This is a genomic window from Paraburkholderia sp. XV, assembly GCF_020177535.1.
Classification (GTDB): Bacteria; Pseudomonadota; Gammaproteobacteria; order Burkholderiales; family Burkholderiaceae; genus Paraburkholderia; species Paraburkholderia caribensis.
In genome coordinates, this window is record NZ_JAGUUD010000028.1 from 1 (window position 1) to 15,871 (window position 15,871).

Consider the following 15,871-nt stretch of genomic DNA (forward strand, 5'->3'; position numbering starts at 1 on the left):
GGTGCCGCCCCGCACAGGGGCGACGCGTGAAGCACGCTAGCGAATCGCGGATGCCCGCGCAAAGCCAAAGACGCCACCCGGCGGTGCTCGAAGCACGAAGGCAAATCGCGGATGCCAGCAAAAGCAAAAAGCAAAAGCAAAAAGCAAAAGCAAAAAGCAAAAGCAGAAAACCTCACCCCACCGTTTGCCCCGCGCCAGCGCCCGCCCCCGCCCCCGCCCCCGTATGCTTCTTCCCCCGCTGCTTCAACACACGCGCCTGCAGCACGATCACCAGCAACAGAAACACGCCCCGTATCACCGACTGCCAATACGCCGACAGGCTAATAAACCCAAGCCCATTCTCAAAGTTCAGCAAATTAAAAACGAGCCCAAGCAACAGCACGCCCGCGATCGTCATCGCGATCGACCCTTCGCCGCCCGTCAGCAACGTGCCGCCGAGCACCACAGCCGAGATCGCGAACAACTCCCAGCCGACGCCTTCATTCGGTTGCCCCGCGCCAAACTGCGCGGCGAGAATCACGCCCGCCAACCCCGCTAGCAAGCCGCTCACGGCATACACGGCGACCAGCGTGCGGCTAACATTCAGCCCCATCAGACGCGCCGCTTCCTCGCTGCCGCCGATCGCCAGCGAATGCCGGCCAAAGCGCGTGCTGCGCAGCGCAAGCCAGCCCGCGACGGCAGCGGCGAGCGCGATCAGTCCGGGAATCGGCAGGCCGAACAGATCGCCCTGGCCGAAGTTCGCGAAGTTCGTATCGGACGAAATCGATACCGCATCGTTTCTGCCGAGCAGCAGCCCGAGCCCGTGCGCGCCGAGGCTCGTCGCCAGTGTCGTGATGAATGGCAGAATTTTCAGCCGCGTGATGATGATGCCGTTGAGCACGCCGACCAGCAGGCCCGCGCCCACGCCCGCCAGCACGGCAACCCAGCCGCCGTACGGGCTCGCCAGCGCGGCCACGACACTCGACATCGCCGCGACCGTGCCGACGGACAGGTCGATGCCGCCCGTAATGATCACGAACGCCATGCCGACGGAGATCAGCGCGAACATCGAGTTGTAGCGCCAGAAGGACGTGATGTTGTACTCGGATGCGAAATGCTCGTAGCGCACGAGTCCGAGCACGATCAGCGCGCCAAGCGCGATCAGGATGGGCAGGTTCTTTTTCATCGGATCGTCTTTTGCAAAGCGTTAGCGCGAACGCCGCTGCACGTACACAGCCGCGATGATGATGCCCGCCTTGACGACGAGCGCGGCCGCGTCGGGAATGCCGTGCGCAAGCAGCGTGTAGCGCAGCAACTGGATGATCAGCGCGCCGATCAGCGTGCCGCCGATATACGCCTTGCCGCCCGTCAACGCCGTTCCGCCGACGGCCACGGCCGCAATCGCATCGAGCTCGATGCCGAGCCCGACCACATTCGCATCCGACGACGAATTCACCGAAATCGAAATGAGCCCCGCGAGCCCCGACAGCGCCGCGCACAGCGTGTACGCGATCATCTTCACGCGCGCGGTCGGCACGCCGCTCAAATACGCCGACTTCTCATTGCCACCCGTCACGAGCAGATATTGGCCAAATAGCGTCTTCTTCACGACCCACGCGAAGAACGCGACGAGCGCGAACATCAGCAGCACCTGGAACGGCACGCCTGCCACCTTGCCCAGCGCGATCCACTGGAAGGCGGGGTTGTTGAACGCCTGCAGACTGCCGTCGGTGACGACTTGCGCGATGCCGCGCCCGGCGATGAACAGCACGAGCGTCGCGACAATCGGCTGCACGGCTAATCGCGTGACGAGAAAGCCGTTGAACACGCCGCACACGGCGGCGGCCAGAACGGGCAGCACGAACGCGAGCGCAATGCCGAGCGGTCCGGCGATATGCAGGAACAGCATCGGCGCAAGCGCGCCGGCAATCGCCATCGACGCGCCCACGGACAAATCAATGCCGCCCGTCGCGACAACCAGCGTCATGCCGATGCCGACAATCACGATCGTCACGACCTGCGTCATATTGACGTTGAAGGTTTGCAGCGACCAGAAGTGCTGTGTGAAGAGCAGGTTGAAGACGAGCATCGCCAGCAGCACGACGATTTCGCGCTGAATGGTGATGCGCCGCTTCTTTTTCACGGTCGATGGATCAGGCGACGCTGAAGCCGAAGCGAGCGGCGCGCCGTCGTTGCGCAGCGACTCATCAGCCATGACGGTCGTCCTCCAGTGCATCGTCGATATGTGCGGACTGCGCCGCTTCCACCAGTTGCGAGGTGCCCGCGCTGCCGTAGGCAATCGCGTCCATGATCGCGGATTCGCTCATTTGCGCGCCGTCCAGTTCGGCGACCGTGCGGCCGTCGCGGATCACGACGGCGCGATCGGCCACGGCCGTCAATTCTTCGAGTTCGGAAGCGGACAACAGCACCGCCATGCCTTCGTCGCGCAGTTCGCGCACGATCTTCGCGACATCGGCTTTGGCGCCGACGTCGATGCCGCGCGTCGGTTCGTCGAGCAGCAGCAGCGACGGCTGCGCAGCGAGCCAGCGCGCCAGCAGCACCTTCTGCTGATTGCCACCCGACAGTTCGCGGATCGGTTGATCGGGCGAACGCAGCTTGATGCCGAGCGACGCGATGAAGCGATCGACGATCGCCTGCTGCTGTTTCACATCGACGATGCCGTGCTTCGACAGCGTGCGCAGACAGACGAGCGTGAGGTTGTCGCGCACGGACAGATCCGGCACGATGCCTTCGGCCTTGCGGTCTTCCGTGAGATATGCGAGGCCGCGCGCGATCGCGTCCTGCGGCGACTTCAGCGCGACGTCCTTGCCGTTGATCGACAGCGTGCCGCGCCCGACGGGGTCCGCGCCGAATAGCAGGCGCATCGTTTCCGTGCGCCCCGAGCCGAGCAGACCCGCGAGGCCGACGGCTTCGCCCGCGTGCACATCGAGCGACACGTCGCTCACTTTCGGATGCGCGGACAGATTGCGCGCCGAAATCGCCTTGTCGCCGCGCCGCGCGAGATTCGCCTCGCGCGCGGCACTGTCGTCCTGCACGACGGCGGCGAGCGTGCGGCCCAGCATCGTCGTGACGAGCTGGCGCTTGTCGATGTCCTTCATCGCGCTTTGCGCGACGGTCTGGCCGTCGCGCATCACCGTCACGCGGTCGCACAGCGCATACAGTTCGTCGAGCCGGTGCGACACGAAGATCACCGCGCGCCCATCGTCGCGCAGCTTGCGCACGACGGTGAACAGCAGTTCGACTTCGCGTTCGTCGAGCGACGAAGTCGATTCGTCCATGATGACCATCTTCGCGTCCGACGACACGGCGCGTGCGAGCGCAACCATCTGCTGAATCGCCGTCGAATAGCTACCGGCGGGCTTCTTCACGTCGATCTGCAAGCCGAACGATTCGAGCAGCGCAAACGCGCGCCGCTGGATTTCGCGCCAGTCGATCAACCCGAAACGGCGCGGCTCGCGGCCCAGAAAAATGTTCTCGGCCACCGAGCGGAACGGCACCAGGTTGATCTCCTGATAGATCGTGCTGATGCCTGCTTCGCGCGCTTCCTTGGGCGTGCGGAAATCGATCTCGCGGCCCTCGAAGCGCACGCTGCCGCCCGAGCGCCGGTAGGCGCCCGTGAGGATCTTGATCATCGTCGATTTGCCCGCGCCGTTCTGGCCGATCAGCGCGTGCACTTCGCCCGCGGCGACGCTGAGATTCGCGCCGCGCAGCGCGGGCACGCCGCCGAACGAAATGTCGATGCCTTGCATGTCGAGCAGGGGCGCGCGTGAGGACGGCGGCGGATGAGCGCCGGGGGCCGCGTCGGAAGGCGCGTGGGATTGCGTCACGTGTGTCTCCTTTGTCGACCCGCGTTAGCGCTTTAGCGCTTACGCATGGTCCCATGCAGCGCGGTCGACCAGCATTAGCGCCTTCGCGCCTCACGGTGGCCCCACGCTGCATCGCGAGCGATGCAGCGCCGCCCGTGGTTATCGCAATGGCCGCCGCGAGAAATGACTTGCTGTGGATCGGTTCGCGAGGTCGATGGTACGCCCGGCAAAGCGAAGCGACGTTCCACGGAACGCGAACGCGCGCCACGTACACGTCGCCTCGAACCCTTCCCGTCAGCCGGGCGCGAACGCCCGGTGAAGCCCTGCTTGTCGGCCGTGCCGTGCGCGCCTCGCAGCGTGAAAACCGGGGCGCGCCAGCCGGGTTACATCAACGAACGCTCAATAGCCGTACTGCATGCTTTCCTGTACGTTGCCCTTGTCATAGAAGCGGTCCGACACCTTGACCCACGTCGGCACCTTCTCGCCCTTCGCGAACTTCTGCGCGACATCGCATGCGAGCGGGCCGAAGAACGGGCTCGACTGCACGCTAGCGCCAAGCTCGCCGGCCGCGATCGCGTCGAGGCCGCCCTTCGTGCCGTCGATTGTCACGATCTGGATATCCTTGCCCGGTTGCTTGCCTGCCGCCTTGATCGCGGCAATTGCGCCGAGCGCCATTTCGTCGTTGTGCGCGTACACAGCCGTGACGTCGGGATGCGCCTGCAGGAGCGTTTCCATCACCTGGCGGCCCTTGTCGCGCGCGAAGTCGCCGCTTTGCGACGCGATGATCGACATGCCCGGATTCTTCGCGATCACTTCGTCGAAGCCCTTCTTGCGGTCGTTCGCGGCGGACGCGCCCGTCGTGCCCTCGAGTTCGATGATCTTCGCCTTGCCGCCGGTCGCCTTGACGAGCCAGTCGGCGGCGCGGTGGCCCTGGTCGATGAAGTCCGAGCCGATGAACGTGATGTAGTCGCGGCCCGCCTTCGCCACCGATTGGTCGACGTTGCGGTCGACGAGAATCACGGGGATGCCCGCTTTCTTCGCCTGCAGCACCACGGGCGCAAGCGGCTTCTCTTCACGCGGCGGGAACACCAGCAGATCGACGTGCTGCGCGATCATGCTCTGGATGTCGGAGACCTGCTTCGAGTTGGACCCGTTGGCGTCCGTCATCACCATCTGCCAGCCACACTTGGCGGCGATGTCCTTGAAGCTTTGCGTTTCGGCCAGACGCCACGGGTTGTTGCTCTCCGTCTGCGCGAAGCCCACTTTCAGCGGTTTCTTGGTGGGGATTTTGGGCAGATCGTCAGCTTGCGCCGATGCCATGCCAACTCCCAAAGCGACTGCCAGCAATGCTGCGGCGAGCGGCTGAAGCCGTTGCCCGCGCGAATCCCGATTGTGCGACGCCATGTCTTCCTCCAGTACCAGTTGGTGTGTTTTGCTTTTGTGCTTCAACTGCCGCCGGCACGTCGGTGGTGTGACCGGACGTGCCGATTATTTCATCGTGAATTATTATTGGTCAATCACTAATAATATTAATTGCAGCGCGTTTTGCCTCGGTAATTTCCCTGACTGACCCGCGTTCGATCAACGGCCCGTCGAGTTTCACCATCCGGTGCCGTACGGGCGCGCCGGCTGCCTGGTTGTGCACTTCCTGGAGCAGCGTATCGACGGCCCAACGGCCCAGTTCGTAGTTCGGCAGCACGACGGTCGACAGCGGCGGATGCGTGTGGCGCGCGATTTCCTGATCGTCGTAGCCGAGCACAGAGACGTCGTCGGGCACGCGGTAGCCGAGTTGCTTTAGCGCCTCGATCGCGCCGAGCGCCATCAGGTCGTTCGCGCAGAAGATCGCGGTCGGCGGATGCGGCTCGCGCATCAGCGACAGCGTGTGCTCGAAGCCCGTGCCCGAGCTCCAGTCGCCGTCGCGGACCAGCTCCGGCGCGAACGGCAGATCGGCCGTGGCGAGCGCGGTGCGGTAGCCTTTCAGGCGGTCTTTCGCCGCGTCCTGCCAGTGCTCGCCGTTGATATAGCCGATCCGCCGGTGTCCCGCGCGCAGCAGGTATTCGGTCGCGACGTGGCCGCCCGCGACTTCAGCGGGCACGATCGACGACTGGCCGCCCTCGCTCGTGTAGCAGTTCAGCAGCACGGTCGGCACGCGCGCGAGCGCGGCGGGCAACGTCACCTTGCGGGTGTAGACGGTCGCGTAGATCACGCCGAACACGGTCGGGCTCGCGAGCGCCGCGTCGAGCACCTGCTGCTCGACGTCGGCATTGCCGTGCGTCGAATAGACGGCGAGCAACTTGCCGTTTGCGTAGGCGGCATCGCGCGCGCCGTCGATGTTCACGACGGGGTGCGGACTGGTCGAGATTTCGTCGGCGAGATAGATGATCAGATTGCGCTCGCCCGACGACGGCGGCAGCGGTTCGCGCGGGGTGAGGCGATAGCCGAGATCCTGCGCAGTTTTCAGCACCTTGTTGCGGGTCGCTTCGGAAAACTTGGCGCTGCTCGCGTTGTTCAGGACGAGAGAAACAGTCGATTGCGATACGCCGGTGAGCTTGGCGATATCGGTCATCGTCGGGCGGCGCTGAGTCGATTTTTTCATTGATCTGGCCGCGCAACGGCGGCTCGTTGACGGTGAATGCCGCAGGCATCGTGGCACTGACGGTACCATTAATAATATGCGCTGGACAACACACGCAAACCCGCTTTTTGGGTTCGCGGCGATGGCGTTTGCCGGCGGATTTTTCCCAGTATTATTACTAATAATATTGACCGAAGGGTTCTGCCGTGCGATTCTCGGTCGCGCGGGCCGCTTCGGAGCATGGCATCGAACGCGCGCGCCCGACGACGTCGCAACCGCCCACGCCCATTCAAACGACTATGCGCGAAGCTTCCCTTCATCCGTCCGCAGCCGATCCCGCCACCGATCTGCAGATCGACGACCCGTCGCTCGTCGTGCTGTCCAGTGGCAATACGACGCTGGTGGTCGCGCCGGAAGTTGGCGGATCGATTGCTGCCTATTTCGATGTGGTGCGTGAGCCGACGTCGCAACGCGTGCTGCATTGGCTGCGTCCCGCGACGCGCGCGGCGCTCGCCGCGCGCGATCCGCTGCGAATGGCGAGCTTCCCGCTGTTTCCCTATTGCAACCGCATACGCGACGCGCGCTTCGAGTTCGGCGGCCGTACGATCGATCTAGGCGGCGACGGAAACGGCTATGCGCACGCGCTGCATGGTCACGCGTGGCGCAGACCGTGGCGCATCGGCGCGCGCACGGCGACCGCGGTCGAACTGCATTTCGAGCATGTGCCGAATGCCGATGCGCCTGGCGACTGGCCGTTTCACTATCGTGCGAGCCAGCGCATCGAGTTGCTGGGCGATGCGCTGCGCGTGACGCTCGCCGTGCAGAGTCTGTCGGAAAGCCCGATGCCGTTCGGCATGGGCCATCATCCGTACTATCCGCGCACGTCGAACACGGTGATCACCGCGCATGTGGAAGCAATGTGGCATGCCGATGCGCACGTGCTGCCCACGCATCTCGGCCCGCATGGCGCCGTCGACGCGCTCAGGCACGGCATGAGCGCCGACGCGTTCGAGCTGGACAACAACTTCAGCGGCTGGACGCGCAGCGCGACGATTGCATGGCCGGACGAAAGGCGCAGCGTGACGCTGACGGCCGCTGCCCCTTTCGATCATCTGGTGGTGTTCGCGCCGGCGAACGATGTGCAGTTGTGCGTCGAGCCCGTCACGAATACGACCGACTGCTTCAACGCCAACGATGGCGCGCGCCAGCGCGCAGGCTACCGCGTGCTGCAGCCCGGCGAAACGCTCAGCGCGGAACTCAACTGGACGCCGCAGCGCGACTGACGCATCGCGCCGCGTTCAGTCGACGCGCAGCCGCGCCATATACGGCAGGTGATCCGACAGCCATGCCGTCTCTTGCGCCGGCTGGATCCATTCGACGGGTTTCATCCCACGTACGAACATCTTGTCGAGCGCCAGCGCGGGCGAGAACGCCGGAAACGTGCGTCCGGGCTCGCCCAGCAGCGTCGCGACTTCTTCCAGGCCGTGCTCGCGAAAGAGCGGCACGGAATCGTTGCGCCAGTCGTTGAAGTCGCCCGCCAGCACGAGCGGGCCGTCGGGCGCTTCTTTCGAGATCCAGTGCGCGATCCAGTGCATCTGACGCAGCCGTGCCTGGCGCGTGAGCGCGAGATGCGCGCACAGCAGCGTCACCGCGTGACCGCCGAACGTCGCGCGCGCGACGAGCAGGCCGCGCCGCTCGAAGCGGTGCGCGGAAATGTCCCAGCGTCCGCCGAGATCGAGCGGGTGCGGCGACAGGATCGCATTGCCGTGCCGCCACGACGGTTTGAATACGTTCGGCCCCAGCGCAATCTGCAATTGCAGCGCATCGGCGATTTCGGTCGCCTGGCAATGCCACACGTCATCGTCGATGTCGCCCAGGCGCGCGCCAAACGAACTCGCCAGCACGGGGCCGGGCATCCGGCGCGCCATTGCTTCTTGCAGGAAATACGCGTCGGCGTGAACCGACTGTACCCAGCGCTGCATCGCCTGCCATGCCTGGAAGCCGAGCGGCGAGCGGCCCTTGTGCAGGTTCCAGCTCACGGCGATGAAGTCTTTCCTGTCGAGGTTTTCGCGTATCAGTTCTTCGGGGTTTCGCATGCCGCGTTATCCACGTTTTTCGTTAAGTTCACGGGTTGTTTGCGACGCTTGCACGCAATCGATATACGAGATTCGGTTCCTTGTCGACGATCGTCCATGACGTCCAGTCGCCCGGCGGCACTTTCAGCCCCGGATGGCTCGCATTCACCTGGCGCGGCTGCGGCGGCAGCTTGCAGCCGGTGCTCGTGGTGCGCGTGGACGGTTCTTCGAGGGTTTCCTGCGCGTCGATCACGAACGTGACGCCGCTCGCATCAGCCTGAGTTGGCGAAATGGTCAACGTGCGCGCGAGATCGATGTTGCCCGCCGGCACGTCCTTGCAACCGACGCTGTTCTGCACCACGTGATGGTGCGTATCCGTGCGCGCCTGGCCGACGGTCGTGTTGCCGTCGAATGAATCGATCTGCTGGCCGTCGCGCATCACCTGCAACTCCCATTTGACTACGGGCGGCGCGCTGCGCGGCGGCGTCTGCGCCATCGTGCCCTGAGCCATCAACGTAGTGCCGAACACGGCGGCGACGAGGCTGGTTTTCCACATGAACAAAAAGTCTCCGGAAGCTGCGTTTCGTTAAAGCGTGCGGCATCCGCGCGTTCTTTCTGCGACCGCCGACCATCTTACGCTTTATCGGGATAACGGTTTTCTGACACCCGATCTGGAACCAAGGTTCAGCGCGCGGCGGTTACATTGCATTGCAGATAGGGGCGCGGACGTGACGATTCAAGCAATTGTCTCGCCCGGCATGTGCGGTTAGCAGCAGACCCTCGTGACTGCTGGCTTGCATGCCATTTCGGCGTCGTTACACTGAAATTGAGGCGGCGTCGGGGACGCTGCGGATGCAAGACCAGCACGACGGGGTGAAGCAATGACAACGGCCATGGTTAAACAGGAAATCGCGGTTGCATCGTTCAGTGAGGTCTATGACCTGGATCAGGTCGAAACGGCGTTGAACGAACTCAGCGAAGGCGCCAACGACGCACTGCGTTCCACATACGAAAAGATGCTGAAGGTCGGCAATCTGCGCTTCTGCGTGAAGCCGAACCGGATGCCGTCGATCGACGATCTGATCGGCTCGCTACCCAACTTCACCGAGCCGCTCGACGATATCCGCAAGCAGGTCGCGCTGTGCCTCGAAACCGACGACCGCCTCGAACTGATGCCTATTCTGCTGCTCGGCGATCCCGGCATCGGTAAAACGCACTTCGCGAAGCAGCTGTCGCGGATGCTCGGCACGGCGTATCACTATGTCGCGATGAGTTCGTTGACGGCGGGCTGGATTTTGTCGGGCGCATCGTCGCAATGGAAGAACGCGAAGCCGGGCAAGGTGTTCGACGCGCTCGTGCACGGCAGCTACGCCAACCCCGTGATCGCCGTCGACGAAATCGACAAGGCGACGGGCGACTCGCAATACGATCCGCTCGGCGCGCTGTACGCGCTGCTCGAACACGATACCGCGCAGACGTTTATCGACGAGTTCGCGGAGATTCCGATCAACGCGGGCCATGTGATCTGGATCGCGACCGCGAACGACGAACGCGCGATTCCCGAGCCGATCCTGAACCGGATGAACGTCTACGAGATTCCGCCGCCGGACCGCGATGGCTCGCGGCGTATCGCGCAGTCGATCTACCACGAAATCCGCTCGGCGCACGGTTGGGGCCAGCGGTTTCCCGCGCAACTCGGCGGCGCGGCGCTCGATGCGCTGGCACAGGCGTCGCCGCGCGAAATGCGTCGCGCGATCCTCAACGGCTTCGGCTCGGCCCGCATCGCGAGCCGGGACCATATCGGCGCCGATGACATTCGCCTTGACTACAATTCGCGCCGCAAACCGATCGGTTTCTAGCGCCATTCGCGTTATTTATGCGAACAGGCCGCGATCGTACGGCCTGTTCATTGTTCCAATGTTGCAACCACTCCATAGCCAAAACGGGGCGATTCGCGCCTGATTTGAGCATATTCGAGCAACAGTCAATTCCGTTAATGAGGGTCGGCAATCCGATAGCCGAGGACTAGACTCCGTTCACTGAAATGCAAACCGCGTTTCGCACCGGACTTCACCTCAGGAACCGATCATGAAAAAGCTTTCGCTTGCCGCTTTGCTGATTTCCGCAGTCGTCGCCGCGCCCGCTTTCGCAAGCGGCTATAGCCCGGCTCCGACGCAGACCCCGTCCAGCGTCAACGGGCCCAAGACGCGCGCCGAGGTGAAGGCCGATCTGGCGCAAGCCCGCGCGAACGGCGAACTGAGCCTCAATCCGAACGCCCCCGCCTATCCTCAGCAGTTCGCAACGGGCGGTTATACGGTACCAATCGCGCACGTCGACGTCCGTCATCTGTTCAAACGCACAACTGCGCAGGATTGATCAAGCCTGTTGTGGCTCAGGCGGAACGAGTCCGCCAAATTCACCTGGAACGAGCGTCGTGGGCGTACACTGAGTCAAACGCTCGACGCGTTCCCACATATTGATGCCCGCAGCCGCACAAGGCTGCGGGCATTTGTGTCTGTAGCGCGTCGCGTTATTTCGCATTGTGCATGTGAAGCGTTCGACAGCACGCGGTCACGGTTTTGACGACACCGCACGCTATCGAAATCCTGGTGGACGACGAGGTAGAACGCGGCGCATCGAGCCGCGTCCAACGGACATGGATCAGATCGAATGTGTGGTGATCGGCGCTGGTGTCGTCGGTCTTGCCGTCGCGCGCGCGCTGGCAGCGCGTGGACGTGAAGTGATCGTGCTGGAAGCGGCGGAAGCCATCGGCGTCGGCACGAGTTCCCGTAACAGCGAAGTCATACACGCGGGCATCTACTATCCGCGCGGCTCGCTCAAGGCGGCGCTGTGCGTGCGCGGCCGCGAGATGCTGTACGACTACTGCGCAGAGCGCGGCGTGCCGCACCAGCGTTGCGGCAAACTGCTCGTCGCGACGGCGCGCAACCAGATTCCCCAGCTCGAAAGCATCATGGCGCGCGGCAAGGAAAACGGCGTGCTCGATCTGATGCGGATCAGCGGCGAGGAAGCGCAGGCGCTGGAACCGGCGCTGCAATGTGTCGAAGCGGTGTTCTCGCCGCAGACGGGCATTGTCGACAGCCACCAGCTGATGCTCGCGCTGCAAGGCGACGCCGAACGCGATGGCGCTGTCTACGCGTTCCATGCGCCCGTCGAAGCGATCGAAGCGATCAACGGACGTTTCATCGTCAAGGTAGGCGGCAGCTCGCCAACTACTATCGGCGCCGCGTGCGTCATCAACAGCGCGGGCCTGCAAGCGAACGCGATCGCGCGCAAGATTCGCGGGCTCGACGCACGCCATGTGCCGCCGCTTTATCTGGCGCGCGGCAACTACTTCAGCATCTCGGGGCGCGCGCCGTTCCACCGCCTGATCTATCCGATGCCGAACGAAGCCGGGCTCGGCGTGCACCTGACTATCGATCTCGGCGGCCAGGCGCGCTTCGGCCCGGACGTCGAATGGGTCGATTCGATCAACTACGACGTCGATCCGCAACGGGCCGAATCGTTTTACGCGGCGATCCGCACGTATTGGCCGGCACTGCCCGATCATGCGCTGCAGCCGGCCTACGCTGGCATTCGTCCGAAGCTGTCGGGTCCCGGCGAGCCGGCCGCCGACTTCCTGATTCAAGGCCCCGCCGCGCACGGCGTGCGCGGTCTGGTGAATCTGTTCGGTATCGAATCGCCGGGTCTGACGGCCTCGCTGGCCATTGCGCAGCGCGTGTGCGAAGTCAGCGGCCGCGCTTGAGCGCGCGACTGCGCGGAAATCGAATCTGGGTCGTCACGGCGCCGTCACATCGCGCCGGTGACACCGCATGACGCGCGCGTGACATCGACCACGCGCGCGTTGGCCCACCCACGCACACGGTACGGATTCCCTTATGACCGACATTTGACGCCTCACGCGCGGCGGCTTCATTGATATGCTTGGGGATCGCTGTCGTCAGAACGGCGTAGATCCCCACAATACCAATGGAGTGACTTCCCATGAACAATTCACGTCGTACGTTTCTGATTACGAGTATCGGTGTGGCATCGACGCTCGCGCTGTCGCGCCAGGCGTTCGCCGACGCACCGAAGGTCGCGGAATCCGATCCGACCGCGCAGGCGCTCGGCTACAAGGAGGACGCATCCAAGGTCGACAAGGCCAAATACTCGAAGTACGCAGCAGGGCAGGACTGCGGCAATTGCAGTTTCTATCAGGGCAAGGCCACCGACGCCTACGCCGGCTGCCCGATGTTCGCGGGCAAGCAGGTCGCGAGCAAGGGTTGGTGCAGCGCATATAACAAGAAGGCCTGATACAACGAAATCCAGGCGGCATGGACCTGCGTCGGGCGACGCAATGCAGCATCGCCGCATGTGCCATCTGCAGTAACGGCTAGAGCGCGCACCGTGCAACGCGGTGTCGCGCTCTTTGTCGTATGAAAGTTGCTTGAAATCCAATGTCGTGCTCTTTTACACTCGCATGGCTTGCGCGCGGGGCCTCCACGACGGCCCATTCGAACCGCTTCAAACAACGCACCCCGACGCCGCCTCGACGAAGGCCGGAGACATCGATGTCACAAGCAGCGAGGAGCCTCAATACCCGTGCGGTCACAGCGGCCGTCATCGGTAATGCACTCGAGTGGTACGACTTCACCGTCTTTGGTTTTCTCACCGTCGTCATCGCTGAACTCTTCTTTCCTTCCAGCAGCGACTACGCGTCGATTCTTCTCACCACGGCGAGCTTCGGCGTCGCGTTCTTCATGCGGCCTGTCGGCGGCATCGTGCTCGGCCTGTACGCGGATCGCGCGGGACGCAAGGCGGCGCTTTCGCTGGTCATCGCATTGATGACGCTCGGCATTGCGCTGCTCGCCGTCGCGCCGCCGTACTCGGCAATCGGCATCGGCGCGCCCGTCATCATCGTGGTCGGGCGTCTGCTGCAAGGTTTCTCCGCGGGCGGCGAGTTCGGCAGTTCGACCGCGCTGCTGATCGAAGCGGCGCCGTTCTCGAAGCGCGGTCTGTACGGCAGCTGGCAGATGGCGAGCCAGGCAGCGGCACTGCTGCTCGGCGCGATCGTCGGCGCACTGGTGACGCGCGGCCTGTCGCCGGAAGCGCTCAAATCTTGGGGCTGGCGCGTGCCGTTCATCATCGGTCTCCTGATCGGGCCGATCGGTTTCTACATTCGCCGCAATCTCGCGGATTCCGAAGCATTTTTGCATGCGAAGAAGACCGCGCGCCGCGCGACGCTCCGCGAGCTTTTCGCGCATCATACGCGCGACGTGCTCTGCGGTCTGGGCTCGGTGATCGCGCTGACGGTGACGATCTACGTGCTGATCAGCTATCTGCCGACATTCGCGGTCAAGCAACTGAAGCTGCCTTATTCGCATTCGTTCTCGGCGGTGATCGTCGGGAATCTGCTGCTGATGGTGTTGTCGCCGCTGACGGGCGCGTGGTCCGATCGTATCGGGCGCAAGGGTTTGTCGTTGTGGTCGCTGGGTCTCACGCTGGTGCTGATCTATCCGCTCTTCGCGTGGCTCCAGGAAGCGCCGAGCGTTTCGAAGCTGATTCTCGTGCAGGCCGTGCTGTCGATCACGCTATCCGGCTATTACGGTCCGTTCGGCGCGCTGATGGCCGAGCTCTTTCCGGCGAACGTGCGCTCGATCGGCCTTTCGCTCGCCTACAACTTTGCGGTGATGCTGTTCGGCGGCTTTGGCCAGTTCATCGTCACGTGGCTGATCAAGACGACGGGTTCGCCGCTCGCGCCGACATACTATGTGATGAGCGGGCTCGCGCTGTCGATCGTCGCCGTTGCGTGCATGCCTGCGAAACGTCATGCCGATCTCGACGCGATGCGCAAGCCCGTCGACGTGCTGGGGCGGCGCTAGCTGCGCGCGGGCATCAGCGGCGGCCGCCTGTCGAACCATGGACGCGCCGTTTCCAGTTGCGCGGCGAGCCGCAGCAGCGTCGCTTCGCCGCCGTCGCGCGTAGCGAACTGCACGCCGATAGGCAGTCCGCGCGCGTTCCAGTAGAGCGGCACGGACATCGCCGGTTGTCCCGTCAGATTGAACAACTCCGTGCAGCCCGCCCATGCGAACGCCTTGTTCGACACTTCTGTCAGCAGCTTGCGCATCAGCGGCTCGACGGGCACGGTGGTGACGGCGCGCATCTGCATTTTCTCGACGGCGGTGGGCTGCATTTCACCGATCTTGATCGGCGCGGAAGCGAGCGTCGCGCACAGGATCACGTCGTAGCGCGTCATCAGATCCGCGAGCTTCGCGCTCACCTGACGCTGCGCCTCCAGCGCGGCAGGCAATTCGCGCTCGCCGAATTTGCGGCCGATATGACCCATCGTCCACGTGGCGATTTCGAATTCCTCACGATTGGGCTTGCGTCCCGTGATCTGATCGGCCCGTAGCACGAGGTTTTCGGCGCTCACCGACCAGATCATCAGGAACGCTTCGCGCAGGCTCGCGAAATCGATGCCGAGCGATACGGGCTCGATGTGATGGCCCAACGACGCCGCGAGTTGTGCGGCGTCGTCGAGCGCCGCGCGGGCGTCGGCGGACAGCGCGGGCGCGAGCATCGGGTCGGTGACGAACGCGATGTGCAGCGGCTTGCACGGTTCGCCGGCGGCGGCGAGGAAGGTGCCGGGCGCACCCATCGGACGGCCGGCGTTGCCTGAGGTGAGATCGAGCAGCAGCGCGCTGTCGCGCACGCTGCGCGAGACGGCGTGATCGATGCCGAGATCGCCGGGCGCGGGCACGGTGTTCGACGGCTGCCGTCCTCGCGACGGCTTGAGCCCGAAGAGGCCGCAACACGACGCGGGAATGCGGATCGAGCCGCCGCCGTCCGACGCATGCGCGAGCGGCACGATGCCCGCCGCGACGGCGGCAGCCGAACCGCCGCTGGAGCCACCCGGCGTGTGATCGAGACTCCACGGGTTGCGGCACGGCCCAAACAGTTCGGGCTCCGTATAAGGCATCTGGCCCATTTCCGACGTGCTCGTCTTGCCGAAGATGTTGAGTCCGGCGGCGCGCGTGGCCGTGACGAGCGGCGCGTCTTCGTCGGGAACGAAATGGCGGTAGTGACGGCTGCCCATCGACATGCGCAGGCCTTTGACGGGCAGCCCGAGATCCTTGACGAGATACGGGACACCGGCGAGTGCTCCGTCGCCAATCGTGTCGTGCTCGCCGTTCGCATGCTCGCGCGATGCGCGCTGACGCGCGGCGTCGTAGTCCTTCAGAACGATGGCGTTGATCGCGGGATTGGCAGCTTCGGCGCGCGCGATGGCGGTTTCCAGCAGTTCGCGCGCGCTCACCTTGCGCTTGCGCACGAGATCGGCGAGGCCGATCGCGTCATGATCGAGATAATCGGATTGCACGACGACCCTCGCGGACAAGAAAGGTGATGAAGGCACG

Annotated in this window: 14 protein-coding genes; 6 read left to right on the forward strand and 8 right to left on the reverse strand. The window is 64.1% G+C overall.

Annotated features, from left to right (window positions below; genetic code table 11):
- Nucleotides 1-172 precede the first annotated feature (172 nt).
- The 5 genes from KFO72_RS16075 to KFO72_RS16095 form a co-directional block, all read right to left on the reverse strand.
- Nucleotides 173-1,165, reverse strand: coding sequence for an ABC transporter permease (locus KFO72_RS16075; RefSeq protein ID WP_062915008.1), 993 nt, complete (start codon nucleotides 1,163-1,165; stop codon nucleotides 173-175).
- A gap of 21 nt (nucleotides 1,166-1,186) precedes the next feature.
- Complete coding sequence (locus KFO72_RS16080; RefSeq protein ID WP_225032546.1) at nucleotides 1,187-2,194, reverse strand: ABC transporter permease; 1,008 nt, start codon at nucleotides 2,192-2,194, stop codon at nucleotides 1,187-1,189.
- Nucleotides 2,187-3,749 carry a sugar ABC transporter ATP-binding protein gene (locus KFO72_RS16085; RefSeq protein ID WP_225032575.1) on the reverse strand — a complete coding sequence of 521 codons (1,563 nt, stop codon included), beginning with the start codon at nucleotides 3,747-3,749 and terminating at the stop codon, nucleotides 2,187-2,189. The genes KFO72_RS16080 and KFO72_RS16085 overlap by 8 nt, the downstream gene beginning before the upstream one ends.
- Nucleotides 3,750-4,205: 456 nt before the next feature.
- Nucleotides 4,206-5,210 (reverse strand): ABC transporter substrate-binding protein, encoded by a 1,005-nt coding sequence (locus KFO72_RS16090; RefSeq protein WP_035987094.1) that lies wholly within the window; start codon nucleotides 5,208-5,210, stop codon nucleotides 4,206-4,208.
- A 109-nt stretch (nucleotides 5,211-5,319) separates the two neighbouring features.
- On the reverse strand, nucleotides 5,320-6,372 hold the full coding sequence (locus tag KFO72_RS16095; RefSeq protein WP_054929527.1) for a LacI family DNA-binding transcriptional regulator: 1,053 nt from the start codon (nucleotides 6,370-6,372) through the stop codon (nucleotides 5,320-5,322).
- A 308-nt stretch (nucleotides 6,373-6,680) separates the two neighbouring features.
- Between KFO72_RS16095 and KFO72_RS16100 the strand changes: the two genes are divergently transcribed.
- Nucleotides 6,681-7,664 (forward strand): aldose 1-epimerase, encoded by a 984-nt coding sequence (locus tag KFO72_RS16100; RefSeq protein ID WP_225032547.1) that lies wholly within the window; start codon nucleotides 6,681-6,683, stop codon nucleotides 7,662-7,664.
- 15 nt (nucleotides 7,665-7,679) lie between these two features.
- Here KFO72_RS16100 and KFO72_RS16105 read toward each other — a convergent pair whose 3' ends face one another.
- Entirely contained in the window at nucleotides 7,680-8,477 is a 798-nt protein-coding gene (locus KFO72_RS16105; protein ID WP_035987090.1) for an endonuclease/exonuclease/phosphatase family protein, read from the reverse strand.
- 28 nt (nucleotides 8,478-8,505) lie between these two features.
- Nucleotides 8,506-9,012, reverse strand: coding sequence for a hypothetical protein (locus KFO72_RS16110; RefSeq protein WP_225032548.1), 507 nt, complete (start codon nucleotides 9,010-9,012; stop codon nucleotides 8,506-8,508).
- Nucleotides 9,013-9,337: 325 nt separating this feature from the next.
- On the opposite strand from KFO72_RS16110, the gene KFO72_RS16115 reads away from it, so the two are divergent.
- From KFO72_RS16115 to KFO72_RS16135, 5 genes are all read left to right on the forward strand, one after another.
- The gene (locus tag KFO72_RS16115; protein WP_054929460.1) at nucleotides 9,338-10,315 is read left to right on the forward strand and encodes an AAA family ATPase; all 978 of its coding nucleotides are present in this window, start codon (nucleotides 9,338-9,340) and stop codon (nucleotides 10,313-10,315) included.
- A 229-nt stretch (nucleotides 10,316-10,544) separates the two neighbouring features.
- Entirely contained in the window at nucleotides 10,545-10,832 is a 288-nt protein-coding gene (locus tag KFO72_RS16120; RefSeq protein ID WP_035987085.1) for a DUF4148 domain-containing protein, read from the forward strand.
- Between the two features lie 280 nt (nucleotides 10,833-11,112).
- Nucleotides 11,113-12,219, forward strand: a complete 1,107-nt coding sequence (locus KFO72_RS16125) for an NAD(P)/FAD-dependent oxidoreductase (protein ID WP_054929462.1) — start codon at nucleotides 11,113-11,115, stop codon at nucleotides 12,217-12,219.
- Nucleotides 12,220-12,458: 239 nt separating this feature from the next.
- Nucleotides 12,459-12,770, forward strand: coding sequence for a high-potential iron-sulfur protein (locus tag KFO72_RS16130; RefSeq protein ID WP_054929463.1), 312 nt, complete (start codon nucleotides 12,459-12,461; stop codon nucleotides 12,768-12,770).
- A gap of 257 nt (nucleotides 12,771-13,027) precedes the next feature.
- On the forward strand, nucleotides 13,028-14,338 hold the full coding sequence (locus KFO72_RS16135; protein ID WP_225032549.1) for an MFS transporter: 1,311 nt from the start codon (nucleotides 13,028-13,030) through the stop codon (nucleotides 14,336-14,338).
- Here the strand turns inward: KFO72_RS16135 and KFO72_RS16140 are convergent.
- Nucleotides 14,335-15,834, reverse strand: a complete 1,500-nt coding sequence (locus KFO72_RS16140) for an amidase (protein ID WP_225032550.1) — start codon at nucleotides 15,832-15,834, stop codon at nucleotides 14,335-14,337. The two genes, KFO72_RS16135 and KFO72_RS16140, sit on opposite strands and share 4 nt — an antisense overlap.
- Nucleotides 15,835-15,871: the final 37 nt, after the last annotated feature.

Excerpts from the sequence above, each read along its gene's own strand:
- KFO72_RS16075 (WP_062915008.1), bottom strand. The coding sequence starts at position 1,165 with ATGAAAAAGAACCTGCCCATCCTGATCGCGCTTGGCGCGCTGATCGTG.
- KFO72_RS16080 (WP_225032546.1), bottom strand. The coding sequence starts at position 2,194 with ATGGCTGATGAGTCGCTGCGCAACGACGGCGCGCCGCTCGCTTCGGCT.
- KFO72_RS16085 (WP_225032575.1), bottom strand. The coding sequence starts at position 3,749 with ATGCAAGGCATCGACATTTCGTTCGGCGGCGTGCCCGCGCTGCGCGGC.
- KFO72_RS16090 (WP_035987094.1), bottom strand. The coding sequence starts at position 5,210 with ATGGCGTCGCACAATCGGGATTCGCGCGGGCAACGGCTTCAGCCGCTC.
- KFO72_RS16095 (WP_054929527.1), bottom strand. The coding sequence starts at position 6,372 with ATGACCGATATCGCCAAGCTCACCGGCGTATCGCAATCGACTGTTTCT.
- KFO72_RS16100 (WP_225032547.1), top strand. The coding sequence starts at position 6,681 with ATGCGCGAAGCTTCCCTTCATCCGTCCGCAGCCGATCCCGCCACCGAT.
- KFO72_RS16105 (WP_035987090.1), bottom strand. The coding sequence starts at position 8,477 with ATGCGAAACCCCGAAGAACTGATACGCGAAAACCTCGACAGGAAAGAC.
- KFO72_RS16110 (WP_225032548.1), bottom strand. The coding sequence starts at position 9,012 with ATGTGGAAAACCAGCCTCGTCGCCGCCGTGTTCGGCACTACGTTGATG.
- KFO72_RS16115 (WP_054929460.1), top strand. The coding sequence starts at position 9,338 with ATGACAACGGCCATGGTTAAACAGGAAATCGCGGTTGCATCGTTCAGT.
- KFO72_RS16120 (WP_035987085.1), top strand. The coding sequence starts at position 10,545 with ATGAAAAAGCTTTCGCTTGCCGCTTTGCTGATTTCCGCAGTCGTCGCC.
- KFO72_RS16125 (WP_054929462.1), top strand. The coding sequence starts at position 11,113 with ATGGATCAGATCGAATGTGTGGTGATCGGCGCTGGTGTCGTCGGTCTT.
- KFO72_RS16130 (WP_054929463.1), top strand. The coding sequence starts at position 12,459 with ATGAACAATTCACGTCGTACGTTTCTGATTACGAGTATCGGTGTGGCA.
- KFO72_RS16135 (WP_225032549.1), top strand. The coding sequence starts at position 13,028 with ATGTCACAAGCAGCGAGGAGCCTCAATACCCGTGCGGTCACAGCGGCC.